The 16,615-nt window shown below is 62.7% G+C and carries 18 protein-coding genes; 15 read left to right on the forward strand and 3 right to left on the reverse strand.

Going from position 1 to position 16,615, the window contains the following annotated elements:
* Positions 1 to 61: 61 nt before the first annotated feature.
* The 4 genes from paaA to paaD all read left to right on the forward strand — a co-directional run bounded on the left by paaA (position 62) and on the right by paaD (position 3,244).
* On the forward strand, positions 62 to 1,039 hold the full coding sequence (paaA, locus tag DAAJ005_RS08085; RefSeq protein WP_151846669.1) for a 1,2-phenylacetyl-CoA epoxidase subunit PaaA: 978 nt from the start codon (positions 62 to 64) through the stop codon (positions 1,037 to 1,039).
* Positions 1,040 to 1,274: 235 nt separating this feature from the next.
* A complete protein-coding gene (locus DAAJ005_RS08090) occupies positions 1,275 to 1,943 on the forward strand; it encodes a phenylacetic acid degradation protein (protein WP_151846670.1) in 669 nt (222 codons plus the stop codon).
* Positions 1,940 to 2,719, forward strand: coding sequence for a 1,2-phenylacetyl-CoA epoxidase subunit PaaC (gene paaC / locus DAAJ005_RS08095; RefSeq protein ID WP_151846671.1), 780 nt, complete (start codon positions 1,940 to 1,942; stop codon positions 2,717 to 2,719). Before DAAJ005_RS08090 ends, paaC begins: the two co-directional genes overlap by 4 nt.
* Positions 2,720 to 2,743: 24 nt before the next feature.
* Entirely contained in the window at positions 2,744 to 3,244 is a 501-nt protein-coding gene (gene paaD, locus DAAJ005_RS08100) for a 1,2-phenylacetyl-CoA epoxidase subunit PaaD (protein WP_151846672.1), read from the forward strand.
* Between the two features lie 70 nt (positions 3,245 to 3,314).
* Here paaD and DAAJ005_RS08105 read toward each other — a convergent pair whose 3' ends face one another.
* The gene (locus DAAJ005_RS08105; RefSeq protein WP_151846673.1) at positions 3,315 to 3,692 is read right to left on the reverse strand and encodes an NADH-quinone oxidoreductase subunit 15; all 378 of its coding nucleotides are present in this window, start codon (positions 3,690 to 3,692) and stop codon (positions 3,315 to 3,317) included.
* Between the two features lie 78 nt (positions 3,693 to 3,770).
* Between DAAJ005_RS08105 and DAAJ005_RS08110 the strand changes: the two genes are divergently transcribed.
* The 8 genes from DAAJ005_RS08110 to DAAJ005_RS08150 all read left to right on the forward strand — a co-directional run bounded on the left by DAAJ005_RS08110 (position 3,771) and on the right by DAAJ005_RS08150 (position 11,623).
* The gene (locus DAAJ005_RS08110; protein WP_151846674.1) at positions 3,771 to 4,322 is read left to right on the forward strand and encodes an adenylate kinase; all 552 of its coding nucleotides are present in this window, start codon (positions 3,771 to 3,773) and stop codon (positions 4,320 to 4,322) included.
* Between the two features lie 437 nt (positions 4,323 to 4,759).
* Positions 4,760 to 5,413, forward strand: a complete 654-nt coding sequence (locus tag DAAJ005_RS08120) for a GntR family transcriptional regulator (protein ID WP_226342639.1) — start codon at positions 4,760 to 4,762, stop codon at positions 5,411 to 5,413.
* A 38-nt stretch (positions 5,414 to 5,451) separates the two neighbouring features.
* Positions 5,452 to 6,621: an ABC transporter substrate-binding protein gene (locus tag DAAJ005_RS08125; protein ID WP_151846676.1), complete on the forward strand. Its 1,170-nt coding sequence runs from the start codon at positions 5,452 to 5,454 to the stop codon at positions 6,619 to 6,621.
* A 136-nt stretch (positions 6,622 to 6,757) separates the two neighbouring features.
* Positions 6,758 to 7,918, forward strand: coding sequence for an ABC transporter substrate-binding protein (locus DAAJ005_RS08130; protein ID WP_226342640.1), 1,161 nt, complete (start codon positions 6,758 to 6,760; stop codon positions 7,916 to 7,918).
* A gap of 164 nt (positions 7,919 to 8,082) precedes the next feature.
* The gene (locus DAAJ005_RS08135) at positions 8,083 to 8,970 is read left to right on the forward strand and encodes a branched-chain amino acid ABC transporter permease (RefSeq protein WP_075832478.1); all 888 of its coding nucleotides are present in this window, start codon (positions 8,083 to 8,085) and stop codon (positions 8,968 to 8,970) included.
* The gene (locus DAAJ005_RS08140; protein ID WP_151846677.1) at positions 8,967 to 9,971 is read left to right on the forward strand and encodes a branched-chain amino acid ABC transporter permease; all 1,005 of its coding nucleotides are present in this window, start codon (positions 8,967 to 8,969) and stop codon (positions 9,969 to 9,971) included. The genes DAAJ005_RS08135 and DAAJ005_RS08140 overlap by 4 nt, the downstream gene beginning before the upstream one ends.
* Complete coding sequence (locus tag DAAJ005_RS08145; protein ID WP_151846678.1) at positions 9,968 to 10,741, forward strand: ABC transporter ATP-binding protein; 774 nt, start codon at positions 9,968 to 9,970, stop codon at positions 10,739 to 10,741. The genes DAAJ005_RS08140 and DAAJ005_RS08145 overlap by 4 nt, the downstream gene beginning before the upstream one ends.
* Before the next feature lie 123 nt (positions 10,742 to 10,864).
* The gene (locus DAAJ005_RS08150) at positions 10,865 to 11,623 is read left to right on the forward strand and encodes an ABC transporter ATP-binding protein (RefSeq protein WP_151846679.1); all 759 of its coding nucleotides are present in this window, start codon (positions 10,865 to 10,867) and stop codon (positions 11,621 to 11,623) included.
* 41 nt (positions 11,624 to 11,664) lie between these two features.
* Here the strand turns inward: DAAJ005_RS08150 and DAAJ005_RS08155 are convergent, their stop codons facing one another.
* Positions 11,665 to 12,402, reverse strand: coding sequence for an MBL fold metallo-hydrolase (locus tag DAAJ005_RS08155; RefSeq protein WP_192930903.1), 738 nt, complete (start codon positions 12,400 to 12,402; stop codon positions 11,665 to 11,667).
* Positions 12,403 to 12,675: 273 nt separating this feature from the next.
* On the opposite strand from DAAJ005_RS08155, the gene ispG reads away from it, so the two are divergent.
* From ispG to DAAJ005_RS08170, 3 genes are all read left to right on the forward strand, one after another.
* Entirely contained in the window at positions 12,676 to 13,902 is a 1,227-nt protein-coding gene (gene ispG / locus DAAJ005_RS08160) for a flavodoxin-dependent (E)-4-hydroxy-3-methylbut-2-enyl-diphosphate synthase (RefSeq protein ID WP_151846681.1), read from the forward strand.
* A gap of 61 nt (positions 13,903 to 13,963) precedes the next feature.
* A complete protein-coding gene (locus DAAJ005_RS08165; RefSeq protein ID WP_151846682.1) occupies positions 13,964 to 14,191 on the forward strand; it encodes a hypothetical protein in 228 nt (75 codons plus the stop codon).
* 296 nt (positions 14,192 to 14,487) lie between these two features.
* A complete protein-coding gene (locus tag DAAJ005_RS08170; RefSeq protein WP_151846683.1) occupies positions 14,488 to 14,889 on the forward strand; it encodes a DUF4259 domain-containing protein in 402 nt (133 codons plus the stop codon).
* Positions 14,890 to 14,940: 51 nt separating this feature from the next.
* On the opposite strand, the gene DAAJ005_RS08175 is transcribed toward DAAJ005_RS08170, so the two are convergent.
* On the reverse strand, positions 14,941 to 16,587 hold the full coding sequence (locus DAAJ005_RS08175) for a methylmalonyl-CoA mutase family protein (RefSeq protein ID WP_151846684.1): 1,647 nt from the start codon (positions 16,585 to 16,587) through the stop codon (positions 14,941 to 14,943).
* Positions 16,588 to 16,615 lie beyond the last annotated feature (28 nt).

A 16,615-nucleotide genomic window follows, 5' to 3' on the forward strand; every position in this document is an offset into this window, starting at 1 on the left:
GACCTCACCCCCAACCTAACGCTCGTTAGGTAGAATGGGGATATCTCAGGAGGAACTTCCTATGACCCAGTCCATAATCCAGCCCAACAGCCATATTGCGCCGAACGAAACCGCCGAGCAGCACGCCGCTTTTGAAGCCCGCATTGAGCGCGGCGAGAAGATTGAGGCTGGCGATTGGATGCCCGCCGAGTACCGCCGCCAACTGATCCGCATGATCTCGCAGCACGCGCATAGCGAAGTGGTGGGCATGCTCCCCGAAGGCGAGTGGATTGCCAGCGCGCCGACGCTGAAGCGCAAAACCATCCTGATGGCGAAGGTGCAGGACGAGGCCGGGCATGGGCAGTACCTCTACCACGCTGCCGAGACTTTGGGCGCAACCCGCGAGGGCATGATTGACGCCCTGCTGACGCGCCGCGCCAAGTACAGCTCCATCTTCAACTATCCCACCACCAGTTGGGCCGACGTGGGCATGATCGGCTGGCTGGTGGACGGCGCGGCGATTAAAAACCAGACCATGCTGGCGGGCGCGAGCTACGGCCCCTACAGCCGCGCGATGGTGCGGATTTGCAGCGAGGAAACCTTCCATCACAAACAGGGCAAGGAAATGATCGTGGCCTACGCTGTGGGCACCCCCGCCCAGCGCGAGATGGCCCAGGACGCCCTGAACCGCTGGTGGTGGCCCGCCCTGATGATGCTTGGCCCGCACGACGCCGACAGCCCCAACACCGGAATCATGAGCAAGTGGGGCGTGAAACTCAAGACCAACGACGAGGTGCGGCAGGAGTTCATCAACGAACACGCCCCCGAGTTGCTGGAAGCTGGGCTGACCATTCCTGACCCCGACTTGCACCAGGACGAGCAGGGCAATTGGAAGCACGGCCCGATTGACTGGACCGAGTTCTGGGCCGTGATCAAGGGCGAGCGCGGGCTGGGCGCGGAACGCCTCGCCACCCGTCAGGCCGCCCACGACGACGGGGCCTGGGTGCGCGAAGCCTTGCAGGCGTACACGGATCGTCAGCGGGCCGTGGCTGCGGACTGATACGAACTCCGATTGAATCGTTTAAAAAACGATGGAAATCCGAGCGGACGCGAGTAGGAGAAGAACGGGTTCCGGGCGTGGAGTTGGCAAACTGGCGCTTTCCCAGTTTGTTAACGAAACAGACGGAATCCGTATGAGGAAGCAATGATGGTGGGCGGTTGGTGGCGGACGGAAGAACATCTTTCATTTGCTTCCAATCGTCTTTCTTTTCAAGGCTTTTCTTCAGAGGACATTTATGACTGACCTTCAACCCGATACCCAGTGGCCCCGTTGGGAAATCTTTAAGCAGGACACCGAGAAACGCCCCTATCAGGGGGTGGGCAGCGTCCACGCAGGCGATCCTGACCACGCTTTGCTGACCGCCCGTAACGTGTTTGTGCGCCGCCCCGCTGCCGTCAGCCTGTGGGCCGTGCGCGAGGACGACATCCTGAATGCCACGCCGGAAGAAGTTGGCACGCACCCGGAAGTGCTGGACACGCCCGGCGAGACCGACACCTACCACGTGGGAATCAAAAAGACCCACAAGCGCAGCATGACGTTTGTGGATATGGTGGAATCTGTTGAGGCCACTGGTCCCGGCGACGCTCTCCGGCAGGCACGGGAACAGCACGCGGACGCGCTGGCGTGGCTGGTTTTTCCCGATTCGGCCATTGCCCGCACCGACGACGATCCTGGCACGGTGGAAAGCTGGTTTGCCCCGGCCAAAGACAAGACCTACAAGCAGCAGCAGTATTACGGTGTGATCGGCAAGCATGTCGGAGAGCTGAAGCGCGAGGGCCGGATGCCCCGCCGCGCCACCGAGGAGCCGCACGCGGGGGACCACAAGGTCTATGACCACCCGCACGATGCCTCGCCTGCCGAACTGCAAACGCATGAGGTCCAGAAACCCGAGGTACAGAAATGACCGCGCCCGCCCTGATCCTGTCTGATGTCCAACAAGCGGCCCTGATCCGCAAACTGACCGCTCTAGCCGATGATGAGATTATCCTGGCCCAGCGCGGCGGCGAATGGACTGGACACGCCCCGATTCTAGAAGAGGACATAGCCTTGGCCAACATCGCGCAGGACGAGCTGGGCCACGCGGGGATGTATCTGGAGCTGCGCCGCGCTCTGGACGGCACGGACGCCGACGCACTGGCGTTTACCCGCAGCGCCGACGAGTTCACCAGCAGCCGCTTTGTGGAATTGCCGAAAGGCGACTGGGCGTTCACCATGTTGCGCCAGTACCTCTATGACGCCTATGAGGCGCTGTGGTTGGACGCGGCCCGCAAAAGCACTTACGAGCCGCTGGCCGAGGTGGCGAATAAGGCTTTCCGCGAGGAGCGCTTCCATCTTCAGCACACGGCCCTCTGGGTGGAGCGGCTGGCCCTGGGAACACCCGAAAGCATGAAGCGCACGCAGGACGCCTTAAATGCCCTGTGGCCTTATGTCGGCCAGTTGTGGCAGCCGGTTGAGGGTGAAGATGGGTTGATTGAAGCTGGACTGCTGCCCGATCTGAACGCCGTTAAGACCCGCTGGGAGGGCTTGATCGTTCCGCACCTGACCATTCAGTGCGGCCTGATTCTTCCTCCCGGTGGAGCCGCGCAACCCGGACGCGACACGCACACTGAATACCTTGCGCCGCTGCTGGACGAGATGCAAAGCGTGTACCGCGCCCATCCCGACACACCGTACTGGTAAGCGCCCAATCCTGAAGGAGCTGACATGACCGCAATTCAACCCCAACTGACCCCGCAAGCCATCTGGGCCGTGCTGGACACCGTGCCAGACCCCGAAATCCCGGTGGTGTCAGTCACCGATATGGGCATGGTGCGTGACGTGCAGATTGGCGAGGATGGCGCGGTCACGGTCACGTTCACGCCTACCTTCAGCGGCTGCCCGGCCCTGCACGTCATCCGCGAGAGCATCGGGCAGGCGGTGCGCGATCTGGGAGCCTCGGCGGTGGAGGTCAAAAGTACCCTGACGCCGCCCTGGACCACCGACTGGATCAAGGAAGACGCCCGCGAACGCCTGCGCCAGTATGGCATCGCCCCGCCCGCCCCCGCCGAGGACGGCCTGATTCAGTTGCAGGCCGACGCCACCCGCTGCCCCCGCTGCGCCAGCTTTGACGTGCGGATGACGGGCAGCTTTGGCCCCACGCTGTGCAAGCGTCTGTACGTGTGCGACGCGTGCAAGGAACCTTTTGAGGGTTTCAAGAGCGTCTGAGACTTCTGGAAATGCGAATGCCCCCTCCGTTTACTTGTGGAGGGGGCATTCGCTGTCTCAACGATTCATTTCAGGCCACGCCTCTCAAAGCCCCGTCCATAAGCGTGTCCAGCCGCTCCTGCGTGAAGGGCCGTTTCCCCTCCAACAAACCAGTTTGCCCGGCGTGCAGGTGCCAGTGTTTGCTGCCGCCCATCAGGCGCAGGCTGACGCCTTTCAGGTCCACATGGCGCGGGCTGACTGCCGCCACGATCAGCGGTTGCCCGGCCACACCCACGCTGGCGCTCATGACTGTGGTGGGCAGGTCATAGGGGCGTTCCATGCGGTAGATGTAATCGGGGAAGTCGGCCACCTTTTCAAAGGTCAGGCCGCGCGCCGCCGCTCCGGCTTCCAGCCAACCGAGCAACTCTATCCACTGCGTATACAGCGCCGAATCTGGTGCGTGTGACATGTTGGGGGCAGCATAGCGCAGACCCTAAGCGTTTCGGCAGATGTGAAGGGGACAGCACTCTGGGCGAAATAGTAAACCATGCAGCGGATCATCGTCATCGGCACCACAGGTAGCGGCAAGACCACCCTGGCACGGGCTATTGCCGCGAAACTCGGACTACCTCACGGGGAGCAGGACGCCTGGAACCACCTTGCCGACTGGCAGGAAGCGCCGCTGGCGCAGTTCCGTGCGGCGGTGGACTTCTTCACCGCGCAACACGGCTGGGTGATGGACGGCAATTACGGCAAGGCGCGCGACATCGGCTGGTCGCGGGCCGACACGTTGATCTGGATGGATTACCCCGGACAGGTGGTGTTCTGGCGGGTGCTGACGCGCACGCTCCAGCGCGTGATCGGCAAGCAGGAGTTGTGGAACGGCAACCGCGAAACCTGGCGGGGCGCTGTGCAAGCCGACGCACCCCTACGCTGGATTTTCAAAACGCATTGGCGAAGGCGGCGCGAAACGCCCGAACTGGCCGCCAAATATCCGAACCTTGCTGTGATCCGTCTGCGCTCCCCGTGTGAGGCGCAGCGGTGGTTCCAGAATCTCAGCCCTGAAGCAGAATCTGCCCCCCAGCCGCATCCAGAGTGATTTCGCCGCCTGGCAAGAGTTCGCCATTCACCGCGTCCTGCCACTCACCTGTAGGCAGGGTTAGGGTGACAGTGTGCATTTCTCCCCGGCGACTAGCAATCACCACGGCCCGCTCGGCACGCCCGTCCCATGCGTGTAGGCGTGCAGAAAGGCGATGGCGTCGGCCTCGGCGTGGAGGAAGCTGTCAGTTTATGGCAACACACGAGTTTTTCGGCGCAGGCGAATGGGTGTCTGCACCTTGCCCCCTGACTTCATGGCGTACTTTTCCGCGTTCCAGAACAACTGGAAAGCTGTCTTGGAGCGGGTATGCAGAGGTCGAGCCTCTCATCGCACTTGCATTCTCCAGTTCTACATGTAACACTCTACCTGTTCAAAAACTCTTCATATGGTAGCCGTTCGCAGGTCTGACCTGACGGCTGAAAGGAGGTCTTCCTCTGTTGCAACCGATTGCCAGCGCCCGCGTCGTGGATGTGGTGCGCGATCAGCTTCGTTCCGCCATTCTGGCTGGAGACCTTGCCCCTGGTTCGCGTCTGAGCGTGCCGGAACTGGCCCGCCAGTTGGGCGTCAGCCGCTCGCCTGTGCGCGAGGCCGTGCTGCTGCTGGTGGGCGAGGGTCTGGCGGTGGAACAGTCGCGCCGGGGCGTGGAAGTCGCGCGGCTGGAACTGGGTGATGTGCTGGAGCTGTACGAGCTGCGGATCAGCCTGGAAAGTCTGGCCGCCCGTCACGCCGCCGAGCGTATGACGAACACCGATCTGGTGGCGTTGCGCGGCGTGCTGGACGCCCAGGGTGCGGCGGCGGTGGGGGACGCCCGCAGCTTCCGTGAGCTGGATCTGCGCTTTCACGAGATCGTCTCCCAGACCTGCGGCAATACCCGGCTGGCCCGGCACGCGGCGCTGCTGGCCCGCGAGATGCGGCTGGCCGCGCCGCTGATGGTCAACGAGCCGTGGCACCTGCGCCAGAGCCACGAGGAACACCGCACCATTGAACGTGCCCTGCGTCAGCGCGACGGCCCCGCCGCCGAAAGTGCCATGCGCGAACACCTTAGCCGCGTGTGCCAGAGCGTGCGAAACCGACACAGTACAACCCTCTGAATCCCACTGCCGATACCCGGCCTCACAAGGAGAACACCATGCGCACATCTCTCAAAAAGACCGCCCTCTTCACCCTCGCCCTGACCCTGGCTGCCACCGCTAGCGCGCAGGACACCATCAAAGTCGGCGCGATCACCTCCGTCACCGGGCGTTTCGCCGAGTTCGGCAAGATGCAACTGGCCGGGTTCAAGGTTGGCGTGGCCGAGGTCAACAAGAATGGCGGCGTGCTGGGTAAGAAGCTGGAACTGGTCATTGAAGACAATGCCAGCGACGTGAACAAGGGGCTGGCCGCCGCCGAACGTCTGGTCAACGCGGGCGTGCCGCTGGTGCTGAACGAGTATTCCTCCAGTCTGGTCAAGGCGCAGGCGCAGTATCTGGCCCGCCAGAAGGTGCCGAATCTGGTCATCACGTCCAGCGGCGACGACATCACCAAGCCTGGCAACGACTACATCTTCCGCCTCAACCAGCCCGCCAGCGCCTACGCCCGCGTGATTCTGGACCTGTTCAAGGCCAACAAATTCAAGAGCATGGCGATCATTGCCGGGACGGGTTCGTTTGAAAAAAGTGTGGCCGACGCCGCCAACAGCATTGCCAAGGAGTACGGCATCACGGTGATGGAAGACCAGCGCTACGACAAGGGCCTGACTGATTTCCGGCCTGTGCTGAACAGGATTAAAGCCAAGAACCCCGACGGCATCCTGATGGTCAGCTATGCCGAGGACAGCGTGGCCCTGATGCGTCAGGCCCGCGAGGTGGGCGTCAAGCCGCGCCTGTTTGCCGGGGGCGCTGCCGGATTCGCGCTGCCCGATTTCATCAAGGACAGTGGGGCCGCCGCCGAGAACGTCGTGACCGCTACGGCCTGGATTCCGCAGCTTCGCTACGCCGGAACGCAGAAGCTGAACGTGGACCTCAAGAAGGCGCTGGGCGGGGCCGATCCCAGCTACCACGCGGCGCAGGCGTACGCGGGCGTGCTGACCGCTGCCGCCGCCATCAACAAGGCGGGCAGCGTGGACCGCGAGAAGGTCAGGGCCGCGCTGGGCACGGTCAACATTCAGACTGCCTTTGGCCCGATCCAGTTCAAGGATTACGACGGCTTCAAGAACCAGAACCCGCTGGAAATGGTGGCCCAGCAGGTGCAGAAGGGTGCATTCGTGCCGGTGTACCCCAAGTCGGTGATCCCCCGCGCCCTGACGTTTGAGCGCAAGTAAACGGGAGATTGAGGGGTTTTGGGTGGCGGCATTCTGGGAGTGCTGCGACGGTTTGACCCCTCGTTCCGTTTCGCCGCCAGCTTCCCTTGCGGGGAAGTAATTTGCCTTTCAACTTTGGTTTCAGAAAAGGAGTTACGTGCGCCCAATCCAGACCCTGACCGCCCTCGCCGTTCTCTCCCTCTCGCTGGCCTCTGCCCAAAGCACGATCAAGATCGGGGCCATCACCAGCCTTTCGGGGCGCTTCGCCACCTTCGGGGCCATGCAGCAGGCGGGCTTTAAAGTCGCCATTGACGAACTGAATGCCAAGGGTGGTGTGAACGGCCAGAAGTTAGAGCTGCTGCTGGAAGACGACGCCAGCGACACCAACAAGGCATTGAACGCCGCCGAGAAACTGGTCAATGCAAAGGTGCCAGTGATTATCGGTGCGTACAGCAGCGGGGTCACCAAGCCGCTGTCGCAGTATCTGGCGCGGGTCAAGGTGCCGCTGCTCGTCGCCACCGCCATTGACGAGACCATCACCAAGCCGGGCAATCCATACACCTTCCGCGTCAACAACCAGAGCAGCGTCTATACCCGCAGCCTGATCGACGAGCTGAAACGGATCGGCGGCATGAAGACGGCTGTAGTGCTGACCAGCAACGACGCCTTTGGCAAGAGCGTGCTGACCGACGCCACCAAACTGCTGCCTGCCGCCGGATTCACGGTGCTGAGCAAGGACACCTACGACAAGGGTCTGACCGACTTTCGCCCGCTGTTGAACCGCTACAAGGGCCAGAACCCCGACGTGGTGATCTTTGCCAGCTATGAGGAAGACGCCGTGGCCCTCGCCAAGCAGGTGAAAGAAGTGGGACTGGCCCCAAAGATCATTTCTGGCATCGCCACCGGTTTCGCCCTGCCCGACTTCCTGAAGGGTGCGGGGTCCACTGCCGAGAACTTTCTGGTCACGATGGTCTGGAACGCCGACGTGAAATATCCGGGTGCGGCCAGCCTGAACACCCGCCTGAAAGCCGCGCTGGGCGGTGAAGAACCCTCCCAGCACGCCGCTCAGAGCTACGCGGCGATGCTGGCCGCCACCGACGCCATCAAACGCGGCGGCACGGACCCCGAGAAAGTCCGCGTTGCGCTGGAAAGCACCAAGCTGAACACCGCTTTCGGCCCGGTCACCTTCCGCGATTACGCCGGATACCAGAACCAGAACAGCGTTGTGGGCCTGATCACGCAGGTTCAGGGCGGCAAATTTGTAACCATCGGCCCGGCCAGCGCGGCGACGGGCAAGATCGTCCTGCCTAAGCGGTAAGCCTGGGCCTCTTGTTGGAGGCGGGGGCCTGCCTGGTGGACCCCTCACCCCCTTGCTTCGCAAGGCCCCTCTCCCACAAGGGTAGAGGGGTCAGAGGATGAGGCTTCGCCTGTTTTCCCCACAGCCTACAGCCCACATCCCACAACCCACTCAAGGAGAACGACATGGATCAAGTCGCCGTCACGGCGTTTTTTCAAACCCTGGTTCAAGGCTTGTTGACCGGGGGCCTCTACGCCCTGATCGGCACTGGCCTGAGCCTGATCTTCGGCGTCATGAAGATCATCAACTTTGCGCACGGGGATTTTCTCGCCATCGGCATGTTCATCACGCTGGCGCTGTTCAAGGCGTTCAACCTGGACCCCTACCTGAGCCTGCTGGTGGCCGCGCCCATCGGCTTCAGCCTGGGCTACGTGATCCAGCGCTTCGTGCTGGCACGCCTGGGAGACCGGCTGGGCGAGGGCAGCCTGCTTGCCACGCTGGGCCTGGGGCTGATCATCAGCAACACGCTGCTGCTGGGCTTTGGCGCGCAGCCACAGAGCATCAACGTGCCGTATGCGATCAACACCTTCAAGTTCGCGGGCGTGCAGGTCAGCGTGTCGCTGCTGATCGCTGGGCTGGGCACGGTGCTGGCGATCTCAGCACTGAATCTGGTGCTGTACCGCACCGAGCTGGGCCGCGCCATCCGCGCCACCGCGCAAAATCCGCTGGGCGCGGAGTTGCAGGGCGTCAAGACCTCCAACATCCAGGCCATCGTGTTCGGCGTGGGCGTGTCGTTTGCCGCCATCGCGGGCGTGCTGCTGATGCCGCTGCTCTACACCTTTCCCACCGTGGGCGAGAATTACGTGACCAAGGCATTCATCGTGACCGTGCTGGGCGGCCTGGGCAACCTGCCGGGAGCGATTGCGGGCGGGCTGGTGCTGGGCGTCATTGAGTCGCTGGGAGCCTTCTATGTCAGCAACAATTACCGCGACGCCTACGGCCTGATCGCCTTCCTGCTGGTGCTGCTGCTGCGGCCAGAGGGCCTGTTCGGGAAGACTGTGAAGCGGGTATGACTACTCTTACCCCTGTCACCTCCCGCCCCCGCGCGCTGACCTTCGGCAACGTGTGGCTCAGCGTGGCCCTCGTCGCCATTCTGTTCATCTACCCCTTCTTGTTCGGCAAGACCCTGAATTTTGGGATTTCCACGCTGTTGTTCGCGGGCTTTGCCATGAGCTGGAATATTCTGGGTGGCTGGGCCGGGCAGACCAGTCTGGGCCACGCCGCGCTGCTGGGCATCGGGGCCTACGCCATGACGCTGTTGGCGACGCCCGAACGGCTGCCCCCCTTTCTGACCTCGCCGCTGGCCCCGTGGTGGGGTGCATTGGTGGGCATGGTGATCGCGGTGGCAGTGGCGGCGGTGTGGGGCTGGCTGACCTTCCGGCTCCAGGGATCGTATTTCGCGCTGTCCAGCATTGCTGTGGCTCTTGTCATTCGTCTTGTGGCCATCAACGCCGAGTGGACGGGCGGCGCGGAGGGGCTGTTTATGCCGGAGCTGCCCAAGCTCTTCGGGTTTGACCTGTTTGACCGCAAGGTGGAGTACTGGCTGGCCTTCGGCTTCGTGGTGCTGACCCTGGTGATCACGCACCTGATTCGCCGCTCACGCATGGGCTACGCGCTTCAGGCGGTGCGCGAGGACGAGGACGGCGCGCGGGCGCTGGGCATTGACCCGGCCCGCATGAAGTTGCTGGCCTTCATGCTCAGCGCCGCGCTGATGGCCTTGGGCGGCAGCCTGTATGCGCTATATCTGCAAGCCTTTGAGCCGCACACCATTCTGGAATTGCCCCTGAGCATTCAGATCGCGCTGCTGGCGATTATCGGCGGGCGCACCACCATCCAGGGACCGCTGATCGGGGCGCTGGTGCTAAGCATTTTCGGCGAGGTCTTCCGCAATGTGTTCAGCAACGCCAACCTGCTGATTTACGGCATCCTGATTCTGATGGTCACTCTGTTCGCTCCCAACGGCATCATGGGTCTGTTTCAGAAGGCTGGAAGCAAGCTGGGGACGGCGAGATGACGGCTCCTTCCCTGATCAAAACCTCTCAACAGCCCATTCATGCCCCTTCCGGCCCACCAATTCTGAAGGCCGAGAACATCACCGTGCGCTTCGGTGGCGTGGTGGCGGTCAAGGACATTTCATTGGCCGTGCGCCCCGGCGAAATCCTGGGCCTGATCGGGCCGAACGGGGCGGGGAAGACCACCCTTTTCAATGCATTGACTGGTTTTGTGCGGCCCACCAGTGGCCGCGTGCTGTACAACGGGCGCGACATCACCGCCCTTCAGCCGCAGGCCCGCGCCAAGATGGGCATGGCCCGCACTTTCCAGGTGGAGCGCCCTTTTGAAGACCTGAGTGTGCTGGAAAACGTGCTGGTGGCCGCCTTCCTGAAGTACAGGGGCAGTAAGGCCGAGGACCACGCCTACGCTGTTCTGGAGCGTGTGGGGCTGGCAGACCGCGCCACACAGCCCGCCTCGCAACTGAACCTCGCGCGCCGCCGCCGCCTGGAACTGGCAAAGGTGCTGGCGCTGGAGCCGAGGGTGCTGTTTTTAGATGAAAGCATCGCGGGCTTGAACCCGCCGGGGCAGCAGGAGATGGTGGCCCTGATCCGCACGCTGGCGCAGTCGGGCCTCGCCATTGTGATGGTGGAACACATCATGCACGTCATCATGAGCCTGTCGGATCACGTCATCTGCATGGCCTTTGGCGAGTTGCTGGCCGAGGGCGATCCGCATGCGGTGGCCGCGCACCCGGATGTGATTCGGGCGTATCTGGGGGACGACAGTGATTAGGTGGCGTGGTGCGCCGCGTCAAACGGTCAAACGGTCCAACCGTCAAACCGCCCGATCATTTGCGGTTAGACCTTTAGACGGTTTGACGGTTAGACAGCCGATTCCACGGCCCGGAGGCCACGTATGACCATCATTCAACCCCAACCCGCGCGTATCGGCTACGTTCCCGGCGAACGCGTGCTGGAGGCCGACAATCTGGAAGTCGCCTACGGTCAGGTACAGGTGGTCTTCGGCGTGTCTCTGCATGTGGACAAGGGCGAACTGGTGGGCCTTGTCGGTGGCAACGGCAGCGGCAAAAGTACCATTTTGCGCGTGCTGTCGGGGATGTTGAAGGCGCGGGCGGGAACGGCCACTTACAGAGGCCAGAACCTGAACGCCGTGCCGCCGCACCGCATCACCGACATGGGCGTGGCGCATGTGCCGATGGGCCGTCAGTTGTTTGGGCAGATGACCGTGGAGGAAAACCTGATCATGGGCGCGTACCTGCCGCGCACCAAGAAGAACCGCGCTGAGAACCTGCAAAAGGTTTATGACTTCTTCCCGCGCCTGACCGAGAAACGCCGTTCCCCCGCCGCCGCCCTGTCCGGGGGGGAACAGCAGATGGTGGCGATAGGCCGGGCCATCATGAGCGAACCCGAAGTCCTGTTGATGGACGAACCGTCGCTAGGACTGGCTCCGCTGGTGGTCTCGGAAGTGATGCGCGTGATCGGCAGCCTGCGCGAACTGGGCCTGACCGTGCTGCTGGTGGAACAGAACGTGCGGCAGGTTTTGAAAGTGACAGACCGGACCTATGTGCTGGAACTGGGCAACTTGGTGAAAGAGGGGCCGAGCAAGGAACTCATGGGGGACCCGGAGATCATCAAGGCGTATCTGGGCGTTTGAGAAAGCTGACCGGGGTGGAGGGGCGCGTTTGCCTCTTCACCCTATTTTGTGGGCCAGCGCCCCACGTTAGCCAGTTCGGCGGGGATTCCAGAGCGGCGGCTGATCGTGGCGGCCAGCCGAAGAATCAGGGGATGGGGAGGTGTGTTTTTCTCGGCCAATTCCACGGCGCGGCGCATGGCAGGCATGGGATCACGTATTACTCGCCCATGTCCCAGCGCCAGAAACTTCGCCGGAATATCCAGTAACTCCCGCGCGCTGCGAACCGTCCGGGCCAGATCCTCCGTGCCTATGGAGGGCAGCGGGAACATTGCGTTCACGACGCTGGCTACACGTAAACTGGGGATGCCCACAAAGGTATCGCCCGCGTACAGGGTGCCGTCGCGTTCATCGAAGAAGGCCAGATGCCCCGGCGAGTGTCCGGGGGTGTCCATCACGCGCAGGCTGCCCACGCTGTCGCCGCCGCGCAGCAGCCGGGTAGGCGCGGCGAGGACTCCATGGTGGGCCATCCCATCCGCGTCGTTTGCGCCTACCAGGATTTCCAGGTCAGGGAATGCTTTTTTCAGCGCGTCCATGCTGCCAATGTGATCTGGATGGGTGTGCGTCGTCACCACGCGCCGCAGCGTCCTGCTCGTGCGTTTCATCACCGCCAGAACATGCCGCTCAAGACCGGGAACACCTGCGTCGATCAGCGTAAAGCCGTCCGCTTCTGGCACCAGATACGAATTGATCACTCCAAACTGGGCGTGCTGCATGGGCGGCCTTGTGGCGTGAGGGGTCATCGGGTTCCTCCCTGAACGACGTTGAGAAGGGCGAGGCCAGGAAACGCGGCAGTGGGCAGCAGGCCAGAGGTGCTGATTTGATAATGCCAGATCATGCTCAGCATAAGCTCTGGGGGCGTGGAAAAAATCACCCGCAAACACTGGAGGCCAGCAGACTTTCATGGCTATCCGTGGGATGAACTTGGTTGCATTGCTCAGCGTGGCGGAAGTGGCGCACCCCACCCGTAACCCGCCTTCCTGAACCGCCCAGCCCCTCGCGCGTAAACTACGGGCATGAACCTCCGTCGCCAGACCGTCACCGTCAACGTGGGAGGCGTCCTGATCGGCAGCGCCCACCCGGTTGTGGTGCAGAGCATGACCAACACCGATACCGCCAACGCCGAGGCCACCGCCATTCAGGTGGCGCAACTGGCCCGCGCCGGCAGCGAACTGGTGCGCGTGACCGTCAACACCCGTGAGGCCGCCGCCGCCGTTCCCGAAGTTGTCGCCCGGCTGGAAGAGGTGGGCCTGAGCGTGCCCATCGTGGGCGATTTCCACTACAACGGCCATATTCTGCTGCGCGAGTTTCCCGAAACGGCCCGCCTGCTCGCCAAGTACCGCATCAATCCGGGCAACGTCGGGGCCGGGCAGCACCACGACGCCAACTTCGCCACCATGATTGATGTGGCGAAGGAATTTGATAAACCCGTTCGCATTGGCGTCAACTGGGGCAGCCTGGATCAACAGGTGCTGGCGCGGCTGATGGACGCCAACGCAGCGAAGGGCAGCCCGAAATCCGGCACCGACGTGATGATCGACGCGATGGTGGTCTCGGCCCTGGAAAGTGCCGCCTACGCCGAGGAACTGGGGCTGGCCCACGACAAGATTCTGATCTCGGTCAAGGTGTCCAGCGCGCCTGAGTTGTGGCAGGTCTACCGCCAACTGGCCGCCGAATGCGATTACCCCCTGCACCTGGGTCTGACCGAGGCAGGGATGGGCATGAAGGGGATCGTGTCCTCGTCGGTGGCCCTTGCGCCGCTGCTGAACGAGGGCATTGGCGACACCATTCGCGTCAGTCTGACCCCCGAACCCGGTGCCTCACGCAAGCTGGAGGTGGAGGTGGCGCAGCAGATTCTGCAAAGCCTGGGCATCCGCCAGTTCTCGCCGCAAGTGACCAGTTGCCCCGGCTGTGGGCGCACCACGTCCATCTTCTTTCAGGAACTGGCGCAGAAGATTCAGGATTACATCCGCGACACTATGCCCGACTGGAAGGAAAAATACCCGGGGGTAGAGGACATGCAGGTGGCCGTGATGGGCTGCATCGTCAACGGCCCCGGCGAGAGCAAGCACGCCAATATCGGCATCAGCCTGCCTGGCACCGGGGAAGATCCGCGCGCCCCGGTGTATCAGGACGGTAAGTTGCTGACCACGCTGAAAGGCCCCCGCATTGCCGAGGAATTTCAGGAATTGCTGGAGGCGTATGTGGAGCGGCGCTACGGGCATCAGGAAGTCGGTGCGTAGGTTCTGGCCGTTGGGCCTTGCCCCACTGCTGCTGGCTGGGTGTGTCGGGTTCCCGGAACGCATGCCAGACCTCTTTCTGATTCCGCAGGGGTACAGCGGCTGGGTGCGGGTGGAATACGAGGTCAAGGGTGCGCCCTCGCTGAAGCTGCTGGACGGTTACCGGGTTTCTCCGCTTGCCAGCAACGGTCTTTTTAAGACCTCCTCCGGTCAACCGCAGGGCTGGGCACAAGACGTCTATAAATTCGTGGATGCCAGGGGCAAATTCACGGACTTGCCGCAGACGGGCTGAGGCAAGGGCGGTCTGGTCTGGGGTGCGTCGGTCAACGGCGGCAAGGTGAGCGTGTCGTCCGCACGGGAAGGTCAGGAGGCCATCACCTGTAAGTTTCAGACCTCGCCCAGCCTGAAGTTCTTCGTGGGCACCGAGGCCCAGTTCAGGGGGTTGCCCGAGACAGGGAGCAGTCCTCTGATTCCAGCGGACCGGCTGGCGCAATCCTCGCCTTGGTGCCCCTGAAGCGGCGGTGGGCAGAATGTTCTGATTCTATTGACTTCCTTCCCCTCTGGGCCGACTCTCGTTAGACTTGAAGCATGGACATCTGGGGAACTGGCCCAATGGAAAACGAGACTGGCGCGGCCTTTGCCGATGAAGTGGTGCAGGACGGTGCGTTCGCCCTGGCCGAAGCCTTTGACGTGGCGCTGGACCCCGACACCGACTTTCTGGCGGCGGAGGAAGGCCACCGCACCCTGGCCGCCGCCGAGATCCTGGCCGCCGTGCTGGACGGCGAAACGGTGAACATCGTCAGCGCCCGCCTGAGAAGCTGGGTGCAGGAGGCAGACGCGCTGGACCTCGCCCCCCTGCGTGATGTGGCCCGCGACGCCGTGGAACGCGTTCTCGGGCCCGATAGCGAATTGCCGGACCAGTGGGCCGACAATGCTGACGCGGACGAGTGGTTGGGCAGCGTTCAAACCTTGCGGGCACGTCTGGAGTGACCTAAAAATGGACCGCAGGATTGCTCCGACGGTCCATCCTCAGATCAGCCGTCAGACCACCGCAGGCTCTACATATTCGCCGTACACGGTCTTCAACACGTCCATCTGCTCGCCCAGAGTGACGTAGGCGTGGGCGCACTCCAGGAAGGCGGGCATGGAGTTGGCCCCAGTCACCGCACTCTGGCGCAGGTCTTCAATAGCCGCGTCCACCCGTACCGGATCGCGTTCGCGCCGCACCCGCGCCAGCCGCGCTTCCTGCACGCGCTCCACCTCGGGGTCAATTAGTTGGATGGGCACTTGCACAGCGTCCTGCACGAAGTCGTTGACGCCCACGATGATGCGGCTCTTGGTTTCTACCTCGCGCTGGTAGCGGTAGGCGGCCTCGGCCATTTCCAACTGGAAGAAACCGTTGTCAATCCCCTCTTCCACGCCGCCCATCATGCGAATCTGCTCAATGTAACCCATCGCCGCACTCTCTATGTCGTCGGTCAGTTTTTCCACGTAGTAGCTGCCTGCCAGTGGGTCCACCACTCCGGCCACGCCCGTTTCGTAGGCGATGATCTGCTGGGTTCGCAGGGCAATCGTGGCCGCTTCCTCGGTGGGCAGGGCCAGCGCCTCGTCGAAGGCGTCGGTATGAAGGCTCTGCGTGCCACCCAGCACGGCGGCCAGCGCCTGGATCGCCACGCGGGCGATGTTGTTCAGGGGCTGCTGCGCGGGCAGGCTGACCCCGGCGGTCTGCGAGTGCGTCCGCAGCATCCACGACTTGGGATTCTTCGCGCCGTAACGGTCTCGCATCTGCCGCGCCCAGATTCGCCTCGCGGCCCGCAGCTTGGCAATCTCTTCAAAGAAATCGTTGTGGATGTCCCAGAAAAAGCTGATGCGCGGCGCGAATTCGTCAATGTCTAGCCCGCGCTCCAGCGCCTTTTCTACATAGTGGAAGCCGTCGGCCAGCGTGAACGCCAGCTCCTGCACCCCTGTCGCCCCGGCCTCGCGGATGTGGTAGCCGCTCACGGAAATAAAGTTCCATTTTGGCACCACTTTCGGACCCCATTCAAAGGTGTCAATCACCAGTTTCACGCTGGGCGCGGGTGGATAAATAAATTCCTTTTGGGCAATGAATTCCTTGAGAATGTCGTTCTGGATGGTCCCGCCGATCTTGTTGAGGTCCTTGCCCTGCTTCTGGGCGTTGGCGATGTACATGGCCCAGATGGCGTTGGCGGGGCTGTTGATGGTCATGGACGTGGTGACGGTTTCGGGGTCAATGCCGCCGAACAGAATTTCCATGTCGGCCAGCGAGCTGACGGCCACCCCGCACTTGCCCACCTCGCCGCGCGAAAAGTGGTGGTCCGAGTCGTAGCCCATCAGGGTGGGCAGGTCAAAAGCCGTGGAAAGGCCCGTCTGGCCGGCCTTCAGCAGCGCGTGGAAGCGCTCGTTGGTCTGCTCGGCGCTGCCGAAGCCTGCGAACATTCGCATGGTCCACAGCTTGCCCCGGTACACGCTGGGCTGCACGCCGCGCGTGTAGGGGAACTCGCCGGGGTAGCCCAGATCGCGCTCGGCGTCCCAGTCTTTCTGGTCATCCGCCGTGTAGATCGGCTCCGGGTCCATGTCGGACAGGTTGGTGAAGTTGTACTTGCGTTCGGGGAATTTCTGGCTGGCAGGGCTGTAGACGCTCTGCATCCACTCGTTTTTAGTCTTCATATCGTCCTCCGGTAGTCGTTGAGACTCG

The sequence above is a fragment of the Deinococcus sp. AJ005 genome, assembly GCF_009017495.1.
Taxonomy (GTDB): domain Bacteria; phylum Deinococcota; class Deinococci; order Deinococcales; family Deinococcaceae; genus Deinococcus.

Bases quoted from the DNA above. Each gene is read 5' to 3' on its own strand.
- DAAJ005_RS08135 (WP_075832478.1), top strand. From the start codon at position 8,083: ATGGATCAAGTCGCCGTCACGGCGTTTTTTCAAACCCTGGTTCAAGGC.
- paaD (WP_151846672.1), top strand. From the start codon at position 2,744: ATGACCGCAATTCAACCCCAACTGACCCCGCAAGCCATCTGGGCCGTG.
- DAAJ005_RS08140 (WP_151846677.1), top strand. From the start codon at position 8,967: ATGACTACTCTTACCCCTGTCACCTCCCGCCCCCGCGCGCTGACCTTC.
- DAAJ005_RS08110 (WP_151846674.1), top strand. From the start codon at position 3,771: ATGCAGCGGATCATCGTCATCGGCACCACAGGTAGCGGCAAGACCACC.
- DAAJ005_RS08170 (WP_151846683.1), top strand. From the start codon at position 14,488: ATGGACATCTGGGGAACTGGCCCAATGGAAAACGAGACTGGCGCGGCC.
- DAAJ005_RS08145 (WP_151846678.1), top strand. From the start codon at position 9,968: ATGACGGCTCCTTCCCTGATCAAAACCTCTCAACAGCCCATTCATGCC.
- DAAJ005_RS08165 (WP_151846682.1), top strand. From the start codon at position 13,964: ATGCCAGACCTCTTTCTGATTCCGCAGGGGTACAGCGGCTGGGTGCGG.
- DAAJ005_RS08175 (WP_151846684.1), bottom strand. From the start codon at position 16,587: ATGAAGACTAAAAACGAGTGGATGCAGAGCGTCTACAGCCCTGCCAGC.
- paaA (WP_151846669.1), top strand. From the start codon at position 62: ATGACCCAGTCCATAATCCAGCCCAACAGCCATATTGCGCCGAACGAA.
- DAAJ005_RS08150 (WP_151846679.1), top strand. From the start codon at position 10,865: ATGACCATCATTCAACCCCAACCCGCGCGTATCGGCTACGTTCCCGGC.
- DAAJ005_RS08125 (WP_151846676.1), top strand. From the start codon at position 5,452: ATGCGCACATCTCTCAAAAAGACCGCCCTCTTCACCCTCGCCCTGACC.
- DAAJ005_RS08155 (WP_192930903.1), bottom strand. From the start codon at position 12,402: ATGACCCCTCACGCCACAAGGCCGCCCATGCAGCACGCCCAGTTTGGA.
- paaC (WP_151846671.1), top strand. From the start codon at position 1,940: ATGACCGCGCCCGCCCTGATCCTGTCTGATGTCCAACAAGCGGCCCTG.
- DAAJ005_RS08090 (WP_151846670.1), top strand. From the start codon at position 1,275: ATGACTGACCTTCAACCCGATACCCAGTGGCCCCGTTGGGAAATCTTT.
- DAAJ005_RS08105 (WP_151846673.1), bottom strand. From the start codon at position 3,692: ATGTCACACGCACCAGATTCGGCGCTGTATACGCAGTGGATAGAGTTG.
- ispG (WP_151846681.1), top strand. From the start codon at position 12,676: ATGAACCTCCGTCGCCAGACCGTCACCGTCAACGTGGGAGGCGTCCTG.